A 13,056-nucleotide genomic window follows, 5' to 3' on the forward strand; every position below is an offset into this window, starting at 1 on the left:
AGATGGTTTCATGTCCAAATATACCCTACTTCTGGCAGATGATGAGCAGATTATCCGTGACGGGATTAGCCGTAAAATAAAATGGGAAGAAGAGGGTTTCATCTTTCTGCCTCCCTGTGAGGATGGAGAATCTGCGATACAGTCCGTCAGAGAGCATCAGCCTGATGTGGTTATTACTGATATTTGCATGCCTGGAAGAGACGGTTTGGAAGTTGCCAAGTATATCGCCGAGAATTCTCCCGATACGCTGGTCATCATTCTCAGCGGGTATGAGGACTTTGATTATGCGCGGCAGGCTCTACTGGCCAATGTTCATGAGTATATCCTCAAGCCTCTGAGTTCCAGAAAAATCCATGAGCTGCTACAGCGTATCCGAGAAGAACTGACTAGGCGGAAGGCTTTCCAACTGGATATGTCCCGGCTTTTGCAGTTGCAGGAGGAGCATAAACAGTCTTTAAGAGAGCGCTTTCTCTGCCGGGTTCTGACAAGACCGATCAAATCTGAGGAAATTCAGGAATACCATGAAATTTTGCAGGGGCAGAATCCAGAGATGGATTATTACTGCGCTCTAGTGATGGATCTGGATTCTCCTGGGAAGGTTTCTCCAACTGTTTTGACCCAGGATCTTTACCTCCTGGCCGTTAGAGAGGAAGCAGAAAAATTGAAGGAAAAAGTTCCGCGAATCATGATTTGTCAGCCTCCGGAGCCGGCCATCTATATTATCCTCAGGGATGAAAATGAAAATTCTCTGAATCATACGGCCCGCTATACAGCCGAACAATTGGCAAAAACAATTTCTGTTTTACCTGACTTCAGCATGTCCATAGGTCTTGGGCGCTCTGTTCGTGGAATGGATATGCTGTATCAATCTTCACGCCAGGCCCGCAGAGCCCTGGAAAACCGCTTGATCATGGGGGATCGGTCTGTCTTCTTTTACCAGGATTCGGTAGATAGAATCGGTGATAGGAATAACCGTTTTCTTCAGAATGCCGATAGGCTTATGAATGCCTTGAAACAGCAGTCTGCTGAATCTGTCTCCGATCTTGTCCGCGATTTTATATTCATATTAAGGGAGAGCGGTCTCTCTCCTTTACGCATCCGCCTTGAGATTAGTAAATTTACATTCCGGGTCATAGACTTTCTGGGAAGCCTGGAAGACAGTTTGTCCTATGATGATATATTCCTTTTGAGCGAATCCCTTGCCTCCATTGCCGGCCTGGATAATCTCGTCAGTGTAGAAGAGGCTTTAGATTCCTGTCTGATGGAGGTTTCCGGCTTATTGAAGGAAAACCGTAAGAAATTCCCGGAGAAAAAAATCGGAGAGATTCAGGTCTTTCTGGAAAAGGAATATGCCTCCCCGAATATTACGGTAGAGACTATCACGTCTCAATTCTTCATCAGCCCAAGTTATCTGAGTAAACTCTTTAGACAGTTTATGGACAAAACTTTTGTAGAGTATCTGACGGGGCTCCGCGTTTCAAAAGCCTGTGAACTCTTAAAAACAAGCGATAAAAAGCTCTTTGAAATTGCCGAAATGGTGGGTTATTCTGATTCAAGATATTTTTCAAGCATATTCAAGAAGTACATGGGTATGACTCCCTCCCAGTTCCGGAATAAGTTGTGAAGTACTACTCAAGGAAGAGCAGCAACAGTATCCGGAGTCAGCTTATCTGGAGTTTTTCTGCCATGCTGGTCCTAGAAATTCTTGTCTTTGGCATTGCTGCCAGTATCCTCTATGAGCGGACTTTGAAAGAAAATAATAACAGCTATGTTTTTCAGATGATTCATCAGATGAATGGAATCATTGATAATTATATCGCCTACATGGAAGACATCTCATCCGTGGTTTTGCAGCATGAAGATGTCAGGTTGTATGCACTTTCCTCGGAGGACCCGGAAACAAGAGCCTCCTTGAAACCCGGAATCCAGGGATTCCTTTACTCAATAAAGGAGGTCAGGACAGACCTGGTTAACCTTATCCTTTTAATGGAAGACGGAGATTTTATCAGCCCTAATCCTGAGGATACTCTCAATGAATCCATTGATTTCAGACAGGAGGACTGGTACAAGAAAGCAGGACCCCAGTATTACAAACCCTATATTACATCTTCCCATGTTCAGAATATCATTAAAGGACGGTATCCCTGGGTTATTTCAATGACCCGTAGGTTTCAGGTGGAGGAGGATAAAAAGGGTATTCTTCTGGTGGATTTAAATTATAATATCATACGGGAGCTCAGCAGTAATATCGAGATAGGAGAGAAGGGCTATATTTTTATAATCAATTCTTTGGGTGAGATTGTGTATCATCCGCGGCAGGATCTGATTTATAACGATTTGAAACATGAAAAGATCGATCAGATTTTGGGAATGAAGACGGGGTCCCTCCTTTCTACAGTAGATGGTGAGAAGATTCTTTATACCTTCGGAACCTCTGCAGATACGGGGTGGACAATTGTGGGCGTCTCAAATGTGAAGGAACTTCTGTCCAGTCGCAGGGAGCTTCAAAGTTACCTCTGGCTTTTAATTCTTTTTACTTTTTCTATTGTCATCATGATTTCAACTCTCCTTTCCGGGTGGATTGTCAAACCCATAGAAAGTCTTCGTAAGTCCATGCAGGAAGTGGAGAAAGGAAATTTCAACATTGACATCAATGTTCAGTGCGATCATGAAGTCTTTGATTTGGCAGAAGACTGTAATATAGCCATCGAGAAGATTAAGGAACTGATGATTCAGAATGAAAAGGAACAGGAGTTAAAGAGAAAAAATGAGTTCAAGGCCCTTCAGGCTCAGATCAACCCTCATTTTCTCTACAATACTCTGGATTCTATCATCTGGTTGATTGAGGGAGAAGAAAACGAGGATGCTGTCAGAATGATTGAAGAATTGGCAGATTTCTTCAGGTTAAGTCTCAATAAAGGACGGGAAATTATTCCCATCCGGCAGGTGATTGATCACATTTCGTCTTATCTGATCATTCAACAGATGAGATACAAGAATAAAATGGATTACAGAATCCTTGTGGACCCCGAACTCTATTCTTATTATTCTCTAAAATTACTACTTCAGCCCCTGGTGGAAAATGCAATATATCATGGCATCAAAAATCAGGACGGGGAGGGGATCATCACAATTCAAGCTGCCAGGAAGGATAATCTTATCCTTTTTTCAGTTGAGGATAGCGGCGTTGGCATTGATGCAAAAACAATGGAGCAGTTAAAAGCAGGTGAGATTCCGGCATCCTCCAGGAGTGGTATGGGACTCCGGAATGTGCAGGAACGGCTGCATCTCTTTTTCGGAAAAGAATATGATCTTTTCTTTGAGAGTGAACCCGGGAAAGGAAGTCGGATCGGTTTTACAATCCCATTGATTAAGGAGCCACAGACATGAAATCAGGCCGGATCGTACTTATCAATATCTCCTTTCTGTTTCTGATTCTTCTTATCTATTATTTTTCGGCAAACATGAACCTATTTTCCCGTTTCAACAAGAAGTATGAAGTTGTCCTTGTGATGAAAACAACGGAACGAATTAGTGAATTCTGGGTGATCCTGGAAAAAGGGGCCATTCAGGCTGCAGAAGATTTAGGAATCCATATAGAGATTACCGGTGCCGATCTGGAAGATAATATTCAGCAGCAGATTGATATTATGGATCAGGTGATTGACAGTGCTCCGGATGCGATTATTCTGGCAGCCACAGATTATCAGCTTTTGGGGCCTTCTGCTGCTAGGGCGCGAGAACAAAGTATTGCCCTGTTAACTGTGGACTCCTTTATCGCCAGTGACCATTCTCAGTGTGAAATCGGAACTGCCAATGTTGGGGCCGGGGAAAAGCTGGGACGGCATATGTCCAGTTTACTTCAGGAAGGGGATACCTTGGCCATTATCAGTTTTGTCCGCGACAGCTCTCCTGCCATTGAACGGGAGAAGGGATTCCGGTCAGCCTTGGGGGATGATTTCAATATCTTGGATACTATCTATACCAACAACAATATTGAACTGGGCTATACAGAAACAAAACGTCTCATAAAAGAATACCCACATCTCAAGGCTGTTGTCGCCTTGAATGAGAATTCAGCCCTGGGGACATTCCGGGCTATAAAGGAATCTGACCGTGCTGGAGACCTGATTTTCATGACCTTTGACAGTGACTTGGAGTTGATCCAGGGATTGGAAGACGGCCTCATAGATGCTACCCTGGTTCAAAAGCCATACAACATGGGATATCTTGCCGTCCAAAACGCCTACGACCTGATTCGTGGTAAATCCGTGCCACCTTCTATCGACACCGGTTCAGAGCTGATCACCAGAGAAAATATGTACGACATAAAGAATCAGAAGCTGCTCTTTCCTTCCGAATAAGTTTCAAATTCCTCTTCCAAAAGAGTTTAAAATCCTCTTTTCCCCCAAAAATAGTGCTGAATATTGAACATTTTGTATTGAATTTTCGCTTCCTGGATACAAAAAGCAGGGTTAACCTGATTCAAGTTCAGGTGATCACCTGAAGTATTTTCTATTTTTCAAAGGAGTAAATTTATGAAAAAACTAGTAATCCTAGTTCTGTGTGTTGCTGTTTCTGCAACTACACTTTTCGCAGCTGGACAGCAGGACGCTGCCGCAGGTTCCGAAGAGATTGTCATCGGTGCCCTGATTAGAAATACAGACGAACAGTTTGTTGCCGACTATGCTGAAGTCCTTAAAGGCCTTGCAAAGGATGCCGGTGTTACCCTGAAACTTCAGGATTCCCGTGGTGATATGGCTGCTCAGCTTGACCAGATGAACACTCTTCTAGTTCAGGGTGTAAAACATTTTGTTGTTGTTGCTAACGTAACCGAAGCTACAGAAGACATGGCCAAAGCCATCAATGCCAAAGGCGGATCTGCAGCTTTCTCAAATATTCAGCCTTCAGTTGAAGCTCTAAAAGTCAGCCCTAACTTCTTCCTGGCTTCTTCTCCTGAATCTGTTGCCGGTTCCTTCCAGGCACAGATCCTCGATGACTACTTCAAAGCTCATCCCGAAAAAATGGCCAATGGTGACCCCAATGCCATCGATGCCGTATTCATTTACGGTCAGCTTGGACACCCTGCTCAGGTTTATAGAACCAATGCAGTTAAACAGGGTCTAATTGATGCTGGATACAAACTGAATGTCGTTGCAGAAGATACAGCAAACTGGAAACCTTCTGAAGCACAGGCAAAAATGGATGCATGGATTTCTGCTTACGGTGGAGAGTTTGATGTTGTAATTGCCAACAATGACGGAATGGCTCTGGGTGCCGTTGAATCTTTGATCACAAACGGTTATATGGATGATCCAAATGATCCTACAAAGGATATTGACGGAGATGGTCTTGTTCTAAGTATTCCAGTTGTCGGTGTTGATGCAACTCAGGTTGCAGTAAAAGCCATGGATGAAAAGAAACTCCTTGGTACAGTTCTTCAGGATGCAGTCGGTCAGGCTACTACAGCTTTTGAGCTGGCAGTTATGATGGCTAAGACAGGAACAGCCGCAGGTAAGTCTGCTAATGGAATTGCTCCTCTTTCTGCTCCTATTGATGAAGCTCCTGCCAACGATGCCGCTATTGTCGGACAGTGCTACCTGGTACCCTTCAAGGCTGTAACCATGGATAATTACAAAGAGTTTATGCAGTAAAAAGGGCTTTTGCCATGAATCATTGAGTATCCGGTATTTACCGGATACTGTTTTGTCCATAATCCGGAGACAATCTGTTTCCGGGTTTCTATAAAAAAATGTTTAGGAAAAAGCGATGTCAGAGCAGCAGGAATACATCCTGGAAATGCACAACATAACAAAATCATTTCCCGGAGTGAAGGCTTTAGATAATGTCAGCCTTAAGGTTCGACCCGGTACGGTTCATGCTCTTATGGGCGAGAACGGAGCCGGAAAATCCACTCTTATGAAATGCCTCTTCGGCATTTACAAGAAAGATGATGGTGAAGTCTTTCTCAATGGTGAAAAAGTTGAATTTCACAGTGCCAAAAATGCACTGGAATCGGGTGTTTCCATGATTCATCAGGAACTCTCCAATGTCCCTGAACGATATGTCATGGAAAATCTCTGGTTGGGAAGGGAGCCCCTGCATCGCATTGGGCCTCTCGCTCTGGTTGACCATAAAAAAATGTACAATGATACATTGGAGCTCATGAAAAAGCTCGAAATGGTCGTCGATCCCAGAAATAAAATGAGTGAACTTTCAATATCCAAGCAGCAGGGATGTGAAATAGCTAAGGCTGTTTCTTATAAAGCTTCCGTTGTGGTCATGGATGAACCCTCTTCTTCTTTGTCAGAAACAGAAGTAGAGCTTCTTTTTAAAATTATCAACAACCTGAAAAAACAAGGTGTTGCCATAATATACATCTCTCACAAAATGAGTGAAATCTTTCAAATTTCAGACGAAATCTCCGTCATGAGAGATGGCCGTCTTGTGGCCAGTCAACCCGCTTCAGAATTGGATGATGACAAATTAATCAAGTTGATGGTTGGACGAGATATGACTCATCGTTTTCCTCCCATCGATTTCAGTTCCGGCGATGATACCATTTTAAAGGTTGAGAATCTCACCGCATCAAATCCGCGTTCCTTCAAGAATATTTCTTTTGAACTGAAAAAAGGAGAGATTCTGGGGATAGGTGGTCTGGTCGGTGCCCAAAGAACCGAATTAGTAGAAGCCATTTTCGGTTTGCGCGGCATTGAGTCGGGAACCATTGAGGTTCATGGAAAAGAAGTTGTCATAAATAGTCCGAGAGAGGCCATAGCCAATGGGATTGGTCTTATCACTGAAGATCGGAGAGGATCTGGAATCTTCCCCTTACTTTCTATTTTGGATAATACATCCATACCTTCTTTGGATACATATATACAAAAGAATCATCTTTTAAATCATAAACTGATAGAATCTGATTCGATTCAGGTGAATAAGCAGCTGAGAACAAAGACTCCCACTTATAAAACTCCCATACAGAATCTTTCTGGTGGTAATCAGCAGAAGGTTATTGTTGCCCGTTGGCTCATGACCTCTCCTGATATCCTGATTATGGATGAGCCAACGAGGGGAATCGATGTTGGTGCAAAGTATGAAATCTATCTGATTATGACTGAACTGATCAAACAGGGGAAATCAATCATCATGGTTTCTTCAGAAATGCCCGAACTGTTGGGTATGTCCAGTAGGGTTATGGTCCTTTGTAACGGAAAACATACTGGAACTCTGAACAGAGATGAAGCAAATCAGGAATCAATCATGCGGCTGGCTGCCCAGTTCCGTTGAATCAGGCCTTTTGGCCCTTTAGGAGATAATTATGGAAAAGACAGAAACAAAAATTGCCGGCATCAAGATTCCGGATAGACTTAAGCAGATATTAAGTTCACATACCAGTTTTATTACATTTTTCTTGATGCTGATGGCATTGGGGATTATGACAAATGGAGGGGCTTTAAGAATCGGTTCTCTGCAGAATCTTGTCGTTGCCGAGGCCGTAAGAGGCTTTGCTGCTCTGGGTGTAGGTATGATCATCATTACCAAAGGAATCGACTTGTCACTCGGTCAGGTTATAGGCCTTTCCGCCTGTGTGGCATCGTCTTTTGCACAGTCGCCGGATTATGCCAGTGCTCTGTATGCCGGGCAGGAATTCGCCATCTGGTTACCCATTGTTGCAGGGATATCAGTGGGTGCTCTGTTTGGACTTTTTAATGGTATATTAGTAGCTTATGGAAATATTCCTCCCTTTATAGCTACTCTGGGATCAATGTCCATAGCCAGAGGATTCAAGCTTATTTATACACAGGCTTCTACACTTGGTTCTTTGAAGAATGAGTATAAAGTTATTTCTCAGGGCTTCCTTGGACCTATTCCCTATCTTTTAATGTATGTCATTGTTGCCGCTTTTATTATTTGGCTGTTGATGAATCATACGAAACAAGGGAAAAGTATTTATGCCATCGGAGGAAATGCTCAGGCTGCCAAGGTTTCAGGAATCAATGTGAAGCTTCAGTTGGTCAAAGTCTATCTCTATGCAGGTATCCTTTACGGTATTGCTGGTATACTACTTTCCGCTCGTCTTGGTCTTGCCAATCCTTTAACAGGGAATGATATGGAACTTGATGCCATTGCTGCGGTAACTGTGGGTGGTATCTCCCATGCTGGAGGTGTCGGTACCGTTGGTGGAATGATGATCGGTCTTATGACTCTGGGTCTTATCAACTTTGGTATGACTTATTTGGGTGTTAACTCCTACTTCCAGCTTTTGGTAAAAGGTGGAATCATCATCCTGGCCGTTTATTTTGATATGAGAAAACACGCCAGAAAAGACTAATACTGAGACTACTTCTTTAACCCGCAGGTTTTACTCTTTCCTGCGGGTTTTTTTTGCGCGCGGCATTTGCTGCTGTCAGGAATGATTTCAATCCTTTTCTAATGGATATTTCAATTCAGAATAAGGTTAATCAGAGGGTAGGTGGCTACGGTTATCAGACCCGCCAATACAATGGCCAGACCACTCATAGCACCGATTACCTCCCCCATTTCCATTGCCTTGGCTGTTCCTATGGCATGGGAGACTGTTCCCATAGCAATCCCTCTGGCTACAGGATCGTGAATTCTGAATAGGGTATAAATGGGAGCATAGATTAAAACTCCAGAAACTCCATTAAACACAATTGCTATCATGGTTATCCCGCTGATTCCATTAATACCCTCAACCATTAAAAGACCAAGTGGAGTTGTAATTGAGCGGGGGAGGAGAGATCTTAAAAGAGATTCATCAATATTAAAGAGCCTACAGAGGATAATTGTACTTATAATGCTGGTAAATACACCTGCCGTAATTCCTGCAAGGATGGCTAATTTATGAGATTGTAGTTTGGTGCGTTGTCTATAAAGAGGAAGAGCCAGTAGAAGGATGGATACGGGTAGCATATATTCCAGATATTTTGCGCCCTTCATATAATTTACAAGTGGAATCTCCAAAAGAATAATCAAAGTCATAAGAGCCAGCATAGCAATCAGAAAGGGATTTAGGATGGTGATCCCCGTCTTTTTATTAATTAATTTTCCTAGGGAATAGGTTAGCAGAGTTATTATAATTCCAAAGAAAATATTATTAGTCAGTATATTCAGAATCTCATTCATGGTCTTTCTCCGTTTTCAGCAGCAGCTGAACAACAGCCCCTGTTACTCCCATTACTAAAACGTTACTGATGAACATAATGAGCACCAGTTTAATCCAGATTCCCTCTAACACTCCAAGAGATTCAATGACCTTGACGGCTGGAGGGAGGAAGAAAAAGGCAAGGTTTTTCAAGATGATGTCGGAGATTCCTCCTGTGAAATATTCTTCCTTCAGCACCCCTGTTATGAGAAGAATAAGGAGTAGTATCATACTAATCAGGCTAGAGGGGAATGGGACCATCTTCCCAAGAAGTATACCGACAAATAAGAGTAGTAAGATAATTAATAGTTCTTTGATGATTTTCATAATGTATGGAGAATTATAGAGGTCTTGGTACTTACATACAATTATCAGCCAGGTCTTTCTTATTCAATAACCTCTAAAACATTCTGAGGATACTGAGGTGCAAAAGAAGGCTGATGGGACTGATCTACTGGTTTTGCTCTTAAAAAACTCCAGGATGAAGGAAGCTTTTCTGTCTCAAAAATTTGTGAGCAAAGGAAACTGAACAGACCATTCTGAATGACCATATGTCTTTTGTAAGTGGCAAACTGTCGTGCTACTCCTTCCAACGCAAAGGTTTTACTCCCCGGGACGACCGCTATTTCATTGGCTTTATAGACATGTTTCAGGATTGTGTGGATGTCCCTCATAACTTCTTGAAAAATTTAGACATATGGTTGAGAACTCTATCTCTCTTCATCGATGGAGGATCTTTCAGTCGATTCATTATTGAAAATTTAAATTGATAGATACCGAAAGCCGAGTGAAAATGATTCATTGTAACTTATAAATTATAAATTATAAATTAATCTTTTACCTTCTAAAGGAGTTGGAATATGAAGAAACGCGCTCTATTACTCGTGCTGGCAGCGGCCAGTCTTTTCTCTTTATTGGTCTCATGTGGTGGAAAATCAGACGCTACAGATGAGGTTAAAGAAGCCCCTAAAAAAGTAATCAAATGGAAAATGCAATCTTGGGCCTCTGCCGGTGACTCTACTTATGATGCCGCTGTTAAGCTTGGAAAACTTGTTGAAGAAGCCTCTGATGGTCGTTTGATTATTACTCCCTATAATGCGGGTGCTATTATCCCAGCAGGAAAGGAGTTCGATTCTGTACTTTCAGGGACTGTAGAGGCTGTTCATGGTGCTCCCGCATGGACTCTTGGTTATTTCCCCGGAGCCATTTTTTACAACAATACAGTAGGTGGTCTTACCTATAATCAGCAGAGAATGTGGTTGAACAAGGAAGGGTTGGAACTGGCTCGTAAAAATTATAAACCTCTTGGTGCCCATTATGTAGGCCCTCTGACTCCTCATAATGCCGAAGTTTTTATGCATAGTACAAAACCATTGGACTCCGTTGAAGATCTGAAAGGATTCAAAGCCAGAATGGGTTCTGCTGCTTTGAATGAAATCTTTGCCAGAATGGGTGCTGCTCCTGTATTCCTCCCCGGAGGAGAAGTCTATGAAGCCACACAGCGTGGAATTATTGATGGATTTGAGTATGTGACACCCTCTGTAAACTGGGGTATGGGATTCCAGGAAGTGGCAGATTATGTGTACCTGTCTCCTTCCAGAGCACCTACTGATGCACAGGCCCTGTTTGTCAACCAGAAAGTATGGGATGCTCTTCCTAAAGATCTTCAGGTAATTGTAACCAATGCGACATTTCAGATTGCTGACGAATACTATACAGAAGAAATAGTCAACGATGCTGCAGCTCTTATTGAGTTTGAAAATTATGGATCAAAAGTACGAAAAGTTCCTGCCGATATAGAAGCATTGCTCTTTAAAACAGCAGATGCATACTATGCCGAACAAGCTGCTTCTGACCCTGCTTATAAAGAGATCTACGACTCTGTAATGGCTTGGAAGAAGGTTTGTAGCCAATTCAATATACAGTAATTTTTGTGTGTACCCCTCCTTGTTCTGGAGGGGTAATTTATTTCAGGAGAACTTTAAATGATAACAAACATTATCAAAAAAATTGTTGCAGGAATTGATAAGATGAGTGACCTGATGGGTCACATCGTCAAATATCTTATTCTTGTTTTAATATTTGTACTCTGCTATGAAGTCATTTCACGTTATGTTTTTGACAAGCCGACTATCTGGGCTATGGAAACATCTAAAATGGTTTTCGGAGCCATCGGATCGTTGTGTTGGGGATACACTCTTAAGATCGGGGGACATGTCCGTGTTGACTTGTTTTATACCCTGTTTTCAAAAAAATGGAAGGCCATCGTTGATGTGGCGTTGACAATTCTATTGCTAATTCCAATAGAAATCATACTGATATACACTGGTTTCAAGTGGGCCTTCTTTGCCCTTCGGGTAAACGAAAGGATGGTCGACAGCAGCTGGTTGCCTCCTTCTGCTCCTTTTAGATTTGTTCTGGCTATCGGGTTCACCCTGTTCTTTATTCAGACAATTGCTGAAATTATTAAGGATCTCTATTTCCTAATTACAAAAGAAAGTCTCATCGAAGTAGATGAGACAAATACAAAGGAGGTATTGATCTAATGGATATAATACTTTCTCCTGAATTTTTAACAATTGGAATGTTCTCAGTCCTTTTTCTGGGAGTCCTCACTGGTTTCCCTTTGGCTATCCCCATCGGCGGAGCCGGTCTTCTCTTTGGATTTATGATGTTTGGTGATGCATCCTTTGATATGATCTATACAAGGGTTTATGCCCAGTTGACCAACACAGGATTTATGGCAGTCCCCCTCTTTGTTTTTATGGGTGGAATGCTGGAACGATCGGGAATTGCGAAACGGATGTATGAGAGCCTCTACGTCAGCTTTGGACGATTCCGTGGAGGCCTTGCCATTGTCAGTATCATGATTGGAACTATTATGGCAGCCTGTATCGGTGTTATTGCCGCATCTATTTCCATGCTAGCCATGGTTGCACTGCCTGTTATGATTAAACGCGGATATGATAAAGGTTTGGCTACGGGGTGTATCTGTGCCGGTGGAACTCTGGGTATTCTGATTCCACCCAGCATTATGCTGATTGTTTACGGACCCGCTGCCTGGATTTCTGTCGGAAAGCTTTTCACTGCCGCCTTTGGACCAGGACTGATGCTTTCCGGTCTTTATATGTTGTATATTGCCATTAGAGCCTTCTTTCAGCCATCAATAGCACCTGCTATCAGCAAAGAAGAAGAGGGTAACTACTCATTCCTTCAAAAGGTAAAGATGCTCGTTGTCTCTCTGTTACCTACTATGGTACTTATCCTATCCGTGCTGGGTGCCATCTATACGGGTATTGCTGCTCCTACCGAAGCGGCTGCCGTAGGAGCTGTTATTTCAATTGTTCTTACTGTCCTGTATCGTCAATTCAGCTTTAAAGCATTGATGGAAGTATCATTGAGTACGATAAAGTTGACATGTATGGTACTTCTCATCGCCAGTATGTCCACTGCATTTGTGAGCGTCTTTCTTTCCGGTGGGGGTGGAGATGTTGTTAAAGATTTTATCCTGGGATTCCCCGGTGGTAAATGGTCTGTATTTGCCATGATCATGCTCGTCACTTTTGCCCTGGGTGCCTTTATTGACTGGGTCGGTATTATCTTTGTCCTTGTTCCTATCCTTTCTCCAATCATTCCTATACTGGGCTTTGATCCTCTTTGGTTTGCCATGATGATCATCGTAAACCTGCAGATGTCATTTTTGACACCGCCTTTTGCCTATGCCATGTTCTTTCTGAAAGGTGCGGCAGATCCGGAACTTGGTATTGAAACAAAGGATATTATCCGGGGGATGCTGCCATTTGTCGGAATTGTTGCTATCGGTCTAGTGCTAATGATTATTTTTCCACAGATCGTTCTTTGGCTTCCCAGTCGGATGTAGAGAGGTT

The 13,056-nt window shown here is 42.6% G+C and carries 12 protein-coding genes; 9 read left to right on the plus strand and 3 right to left on the minus strand.

What is annotated here, in order from left to right:
• Nucleotides 1–10: 10 nt before the first annotated feature.
• From EXM22_RS16600 to EXM22_RS16625, 6 genes are all read left to right on the plus strand, one after another.
• Nucleotides 11–1,624 (plus strand): response regulator, encoded by a 1,614-nt coding sequence (locus EXM22_RS16600; protein ID WP_149487595.1) that lies wholly within the window; start codon nucleotides 11–13, stop codon nucleotides 1,622–1,624.
• Nucleotides 1,621–3,390 (plus strand): cache domain-containing sensor histidine kinase, encoded by a 1,770-nt coding sequence (locus EXM22_RS16605; RefSeq protein WP_149487596.1) that lies wholly within the window; start codon nucleotides 1,621–1,623, stop codon nucleotides 3,388–3,390. The genes EXM22_RS16600 and EXM22_RS16605 overlap by 4 nt, the downstream gene beginning before the upstream one ends.
• Entirely contained in the window at nucleotides 3,387–4,364 is a 978-nt protein-coding gene (locus EXM22_RS16610) for a substrate-binding domain-containing protein (protein ID WP_149487597.1), read from the plus strand. Before EXM22_RS16605 ends, EXM22_RS16610 begins: the two co-directional genes overlap by 4 nt.
• Before the next feature lie 174 nt (nucleotides 4,365–4,538).
• Nucleotides 4,539–5,654, plus strand: a complete 1,116-nt coding sequence (locus EXM22_RS16615) for a substrate-binding domain-containing protein (protein ID WP_149487598.1) — start codon at nucleotides 4,539–4,541, stop codon at nucleotides 5,652–5,654.
• Between the two features lie 115 nt (nucleotides 5,655–5,769).
• The gene (locus EXM22_RS16620) at nucleotides 5,770–7,290 is read left to right on the plus strand and encodes a sugar ABC transporter ATP-binding protein (protein ID WP_149487599.1); all 1,521 of its coding nucleotides are present in this window, start codon (nucleotides 5,770–5,772) and stop codon (nucleotides 7,288–7,290) included.
• A 31-nt stretch (nucleotides 7,291–7,321) separates the two neighbouring features.
• A complete protein-coding gene (locus tag EXM22_RS16625; protein ID WP_149487600.1) occupies nucleotides 7,322–8,335 on the plus strand; it encodes an ABC transporter permease subunit in 1,014 nt (337 codons plus the stop codon).
• Nucleotides 8,336–8,445: 110 nt separating this feature from the next.
• Here EXM22_RS16625 and EXM22_RS16630 read toward each other — a convergent pair whose 3' ends face one another.
• Genes EXM22_RS16630 through EXM22_RS16640 form a run of 3 tightly spaced genes read right to left on the minus strand, consistent with a single transcriptional unit; the run spans nucleotide 8,446 to nucleotide 9,843 of the window.
• A complete protein-coding gene (locus EXM22_RS16630) occupies nucleotides 8,446–9,150 on the minus strand; it encodes an LrgB family protein (protein WP_149487601.1) in 705 nt (234 codons plus the stop codon).
• Nucleotides 9,143–9,496 carry a CidA/LrgA family protein gene (locus EXM22_RS16635; RefSeq protein WP_149487602.1) on the minus strand — a complete coding sequence of 118 codons (354 nt, stop codon included), beginning with the start codon at nucleotides 9,494–9,496 and terminating at the stop codon, nucleotides 9,143–9,145. Before EXM22_RS16635 ends, EXM22_RS16630 begins: the two co-directional genes overlap by 8 nt.
• 59 nt (nucleotides 9,497–9,555) lie before the next feature.
• Complete coding sequence (locus EXM22_RS16640) at nucleotides 9,556–9,843, minus strand: hypothetical protein (protein WP_149487603.1); 288 nt, start codon at nucleotides 9,841–9,843, stop codon at nucleotides 9,556–9,558.
• Nucleotides 9,844–10,029: 186 nt separating this feature from the next.
• Between EXM22_RS16640 and EXM22_RS16645 the strand changes: the two genes are divergently transcribed.
• Genes EXM22_RS16645 through EXM22_RS16655 form a run of 3 tightly spaced genes read left to right on the plus strand, consistent with a single transcriptional unit; the run spans nucleotide 10,030 to nucleotide 13,049 of the window.
• Nucleotides 10,030–11,097 (plus strand): TRAP transporter substrate-binding protein, encoded by a 1,068-nt coding sequence (locus EXM22_RS16645; protein WP_210411512.1) that lies wholly within the window; start codon nucleotides 10,030–10,032, stop codon nucleotides 11,095–11,097.
• A 57-nt stretch (nucleotides 11,098–11,154) separates the two neighbouring features.
• Nucleotides 11,155–11,715: a TRAP transporter small permease subunit gene (locus tag EXM22_RS16650; RefSeq protein WP_210411513.1), complete on the plus strand. Its 561-nt coding sequence runs from the start codon at nucleotides 11,155–11,157 to the stop codon at nucleotides 11,713–11,715.
• Nucleotides 11,715–13,049, plus strand: a complete 1,335-nt coding sequence (locus EXM22_RS16655; RefSeq protein WP_149487604.1) for a TRAP transporter large permease — start codon at nucleotides 11,715–11,717, stop codon at nucleotides 13,047–13,049. The genes EXM22_RS16650 and EXM22_RS16655 overlap by 1 nt, the downstream gene beginning before the upstream one ends.
• Nucleotides 13,050–13,056: the final 7 nt, after the last annotated feature.

It is taken from the genome of Oceanispirochaeta crateris (assembly GCF_008329965.1).
Classification (GTDB): domain Bacteria; phylum Spirochaetota; class Spirochaetia; order DSM-2461; family DSM-2461; genus Oceanispirochaeta; species Oceanispirochaeta crateris.

Coding starts and splice junctions, on each gene's coding strand:
- EXM22_RS16655 (WP_149487604.1), top strand. CDS start 11,715: ATGGATATAATACTTTCTCCTGAATTTTTAACAATTGGAATGTTCTCA.
- EXM22_RS16610 (WP_149487597.1), top strand. CDS start 3,387: ATGAAATCAGGCCGGATCGTACTTATCAATATCTCCTTTCTGTTTCTG.
- EXM22_RS16630 (WP_149487601.1), bottom strand. CDS start 9,150: ATGAATGAGATTCTGAATATACTGACTAATAATATTTTCTTTGGAATT.
- EXM22_RS16600 (WP_149487595.1), top strand. CDS start 11: ATGTCCAAATATACCCTACTTCTGGCAGATGATGAGCAGATTATCCGT.
- EXM22_RS16615 (WP_149487598.1), top strand. CDS start 4,539: ATGAAAAAACTAGTAATCCTAGTTCTGTGTGTTGCTGTTTCTGCAACT.
- EXM22_RS16620 (WP_149487599.1), top strand. CDS start 5,770: ATGTCAGAGCAGCAGGAATACATCCTGGAAATGCACAACATAACAAAA.
- EXM22_RS16640 (WP_149487603.1), bottom strand. CDS start 9,843: ATGAGGGACATCCACACAATCCTGAAACATGTCTATAAAGCCAATGAA.
- EXM22_RS16650 (WP_210411513.1), top strand. CDS start 11,155: ATGATAACAAACATTATCAAAAAAATTGTTGCAGGAATTGATAAGATG.
- EXM22_RS16635 (WP_149487602.1), bottom strand. CDS start 9,496: ATGAAAATCATCAAAGAACTATTAATTATCTTACTACTCTTATTTGTC.
- EXM22_RS16645 (WP_210411512.1), top strand. CDS start 10,030: ATGAAGAAACGCGCTCTATTACTCGTGCTGGCAGCGGCCAGTCTTTTC.
- EXM22_RS16625 (WP_149487600.1), top strand. CDS start 7,322: ATGGAAAAGACAGAAACAAAAATTGCCGGCATCAAGATTCCGGATAGA.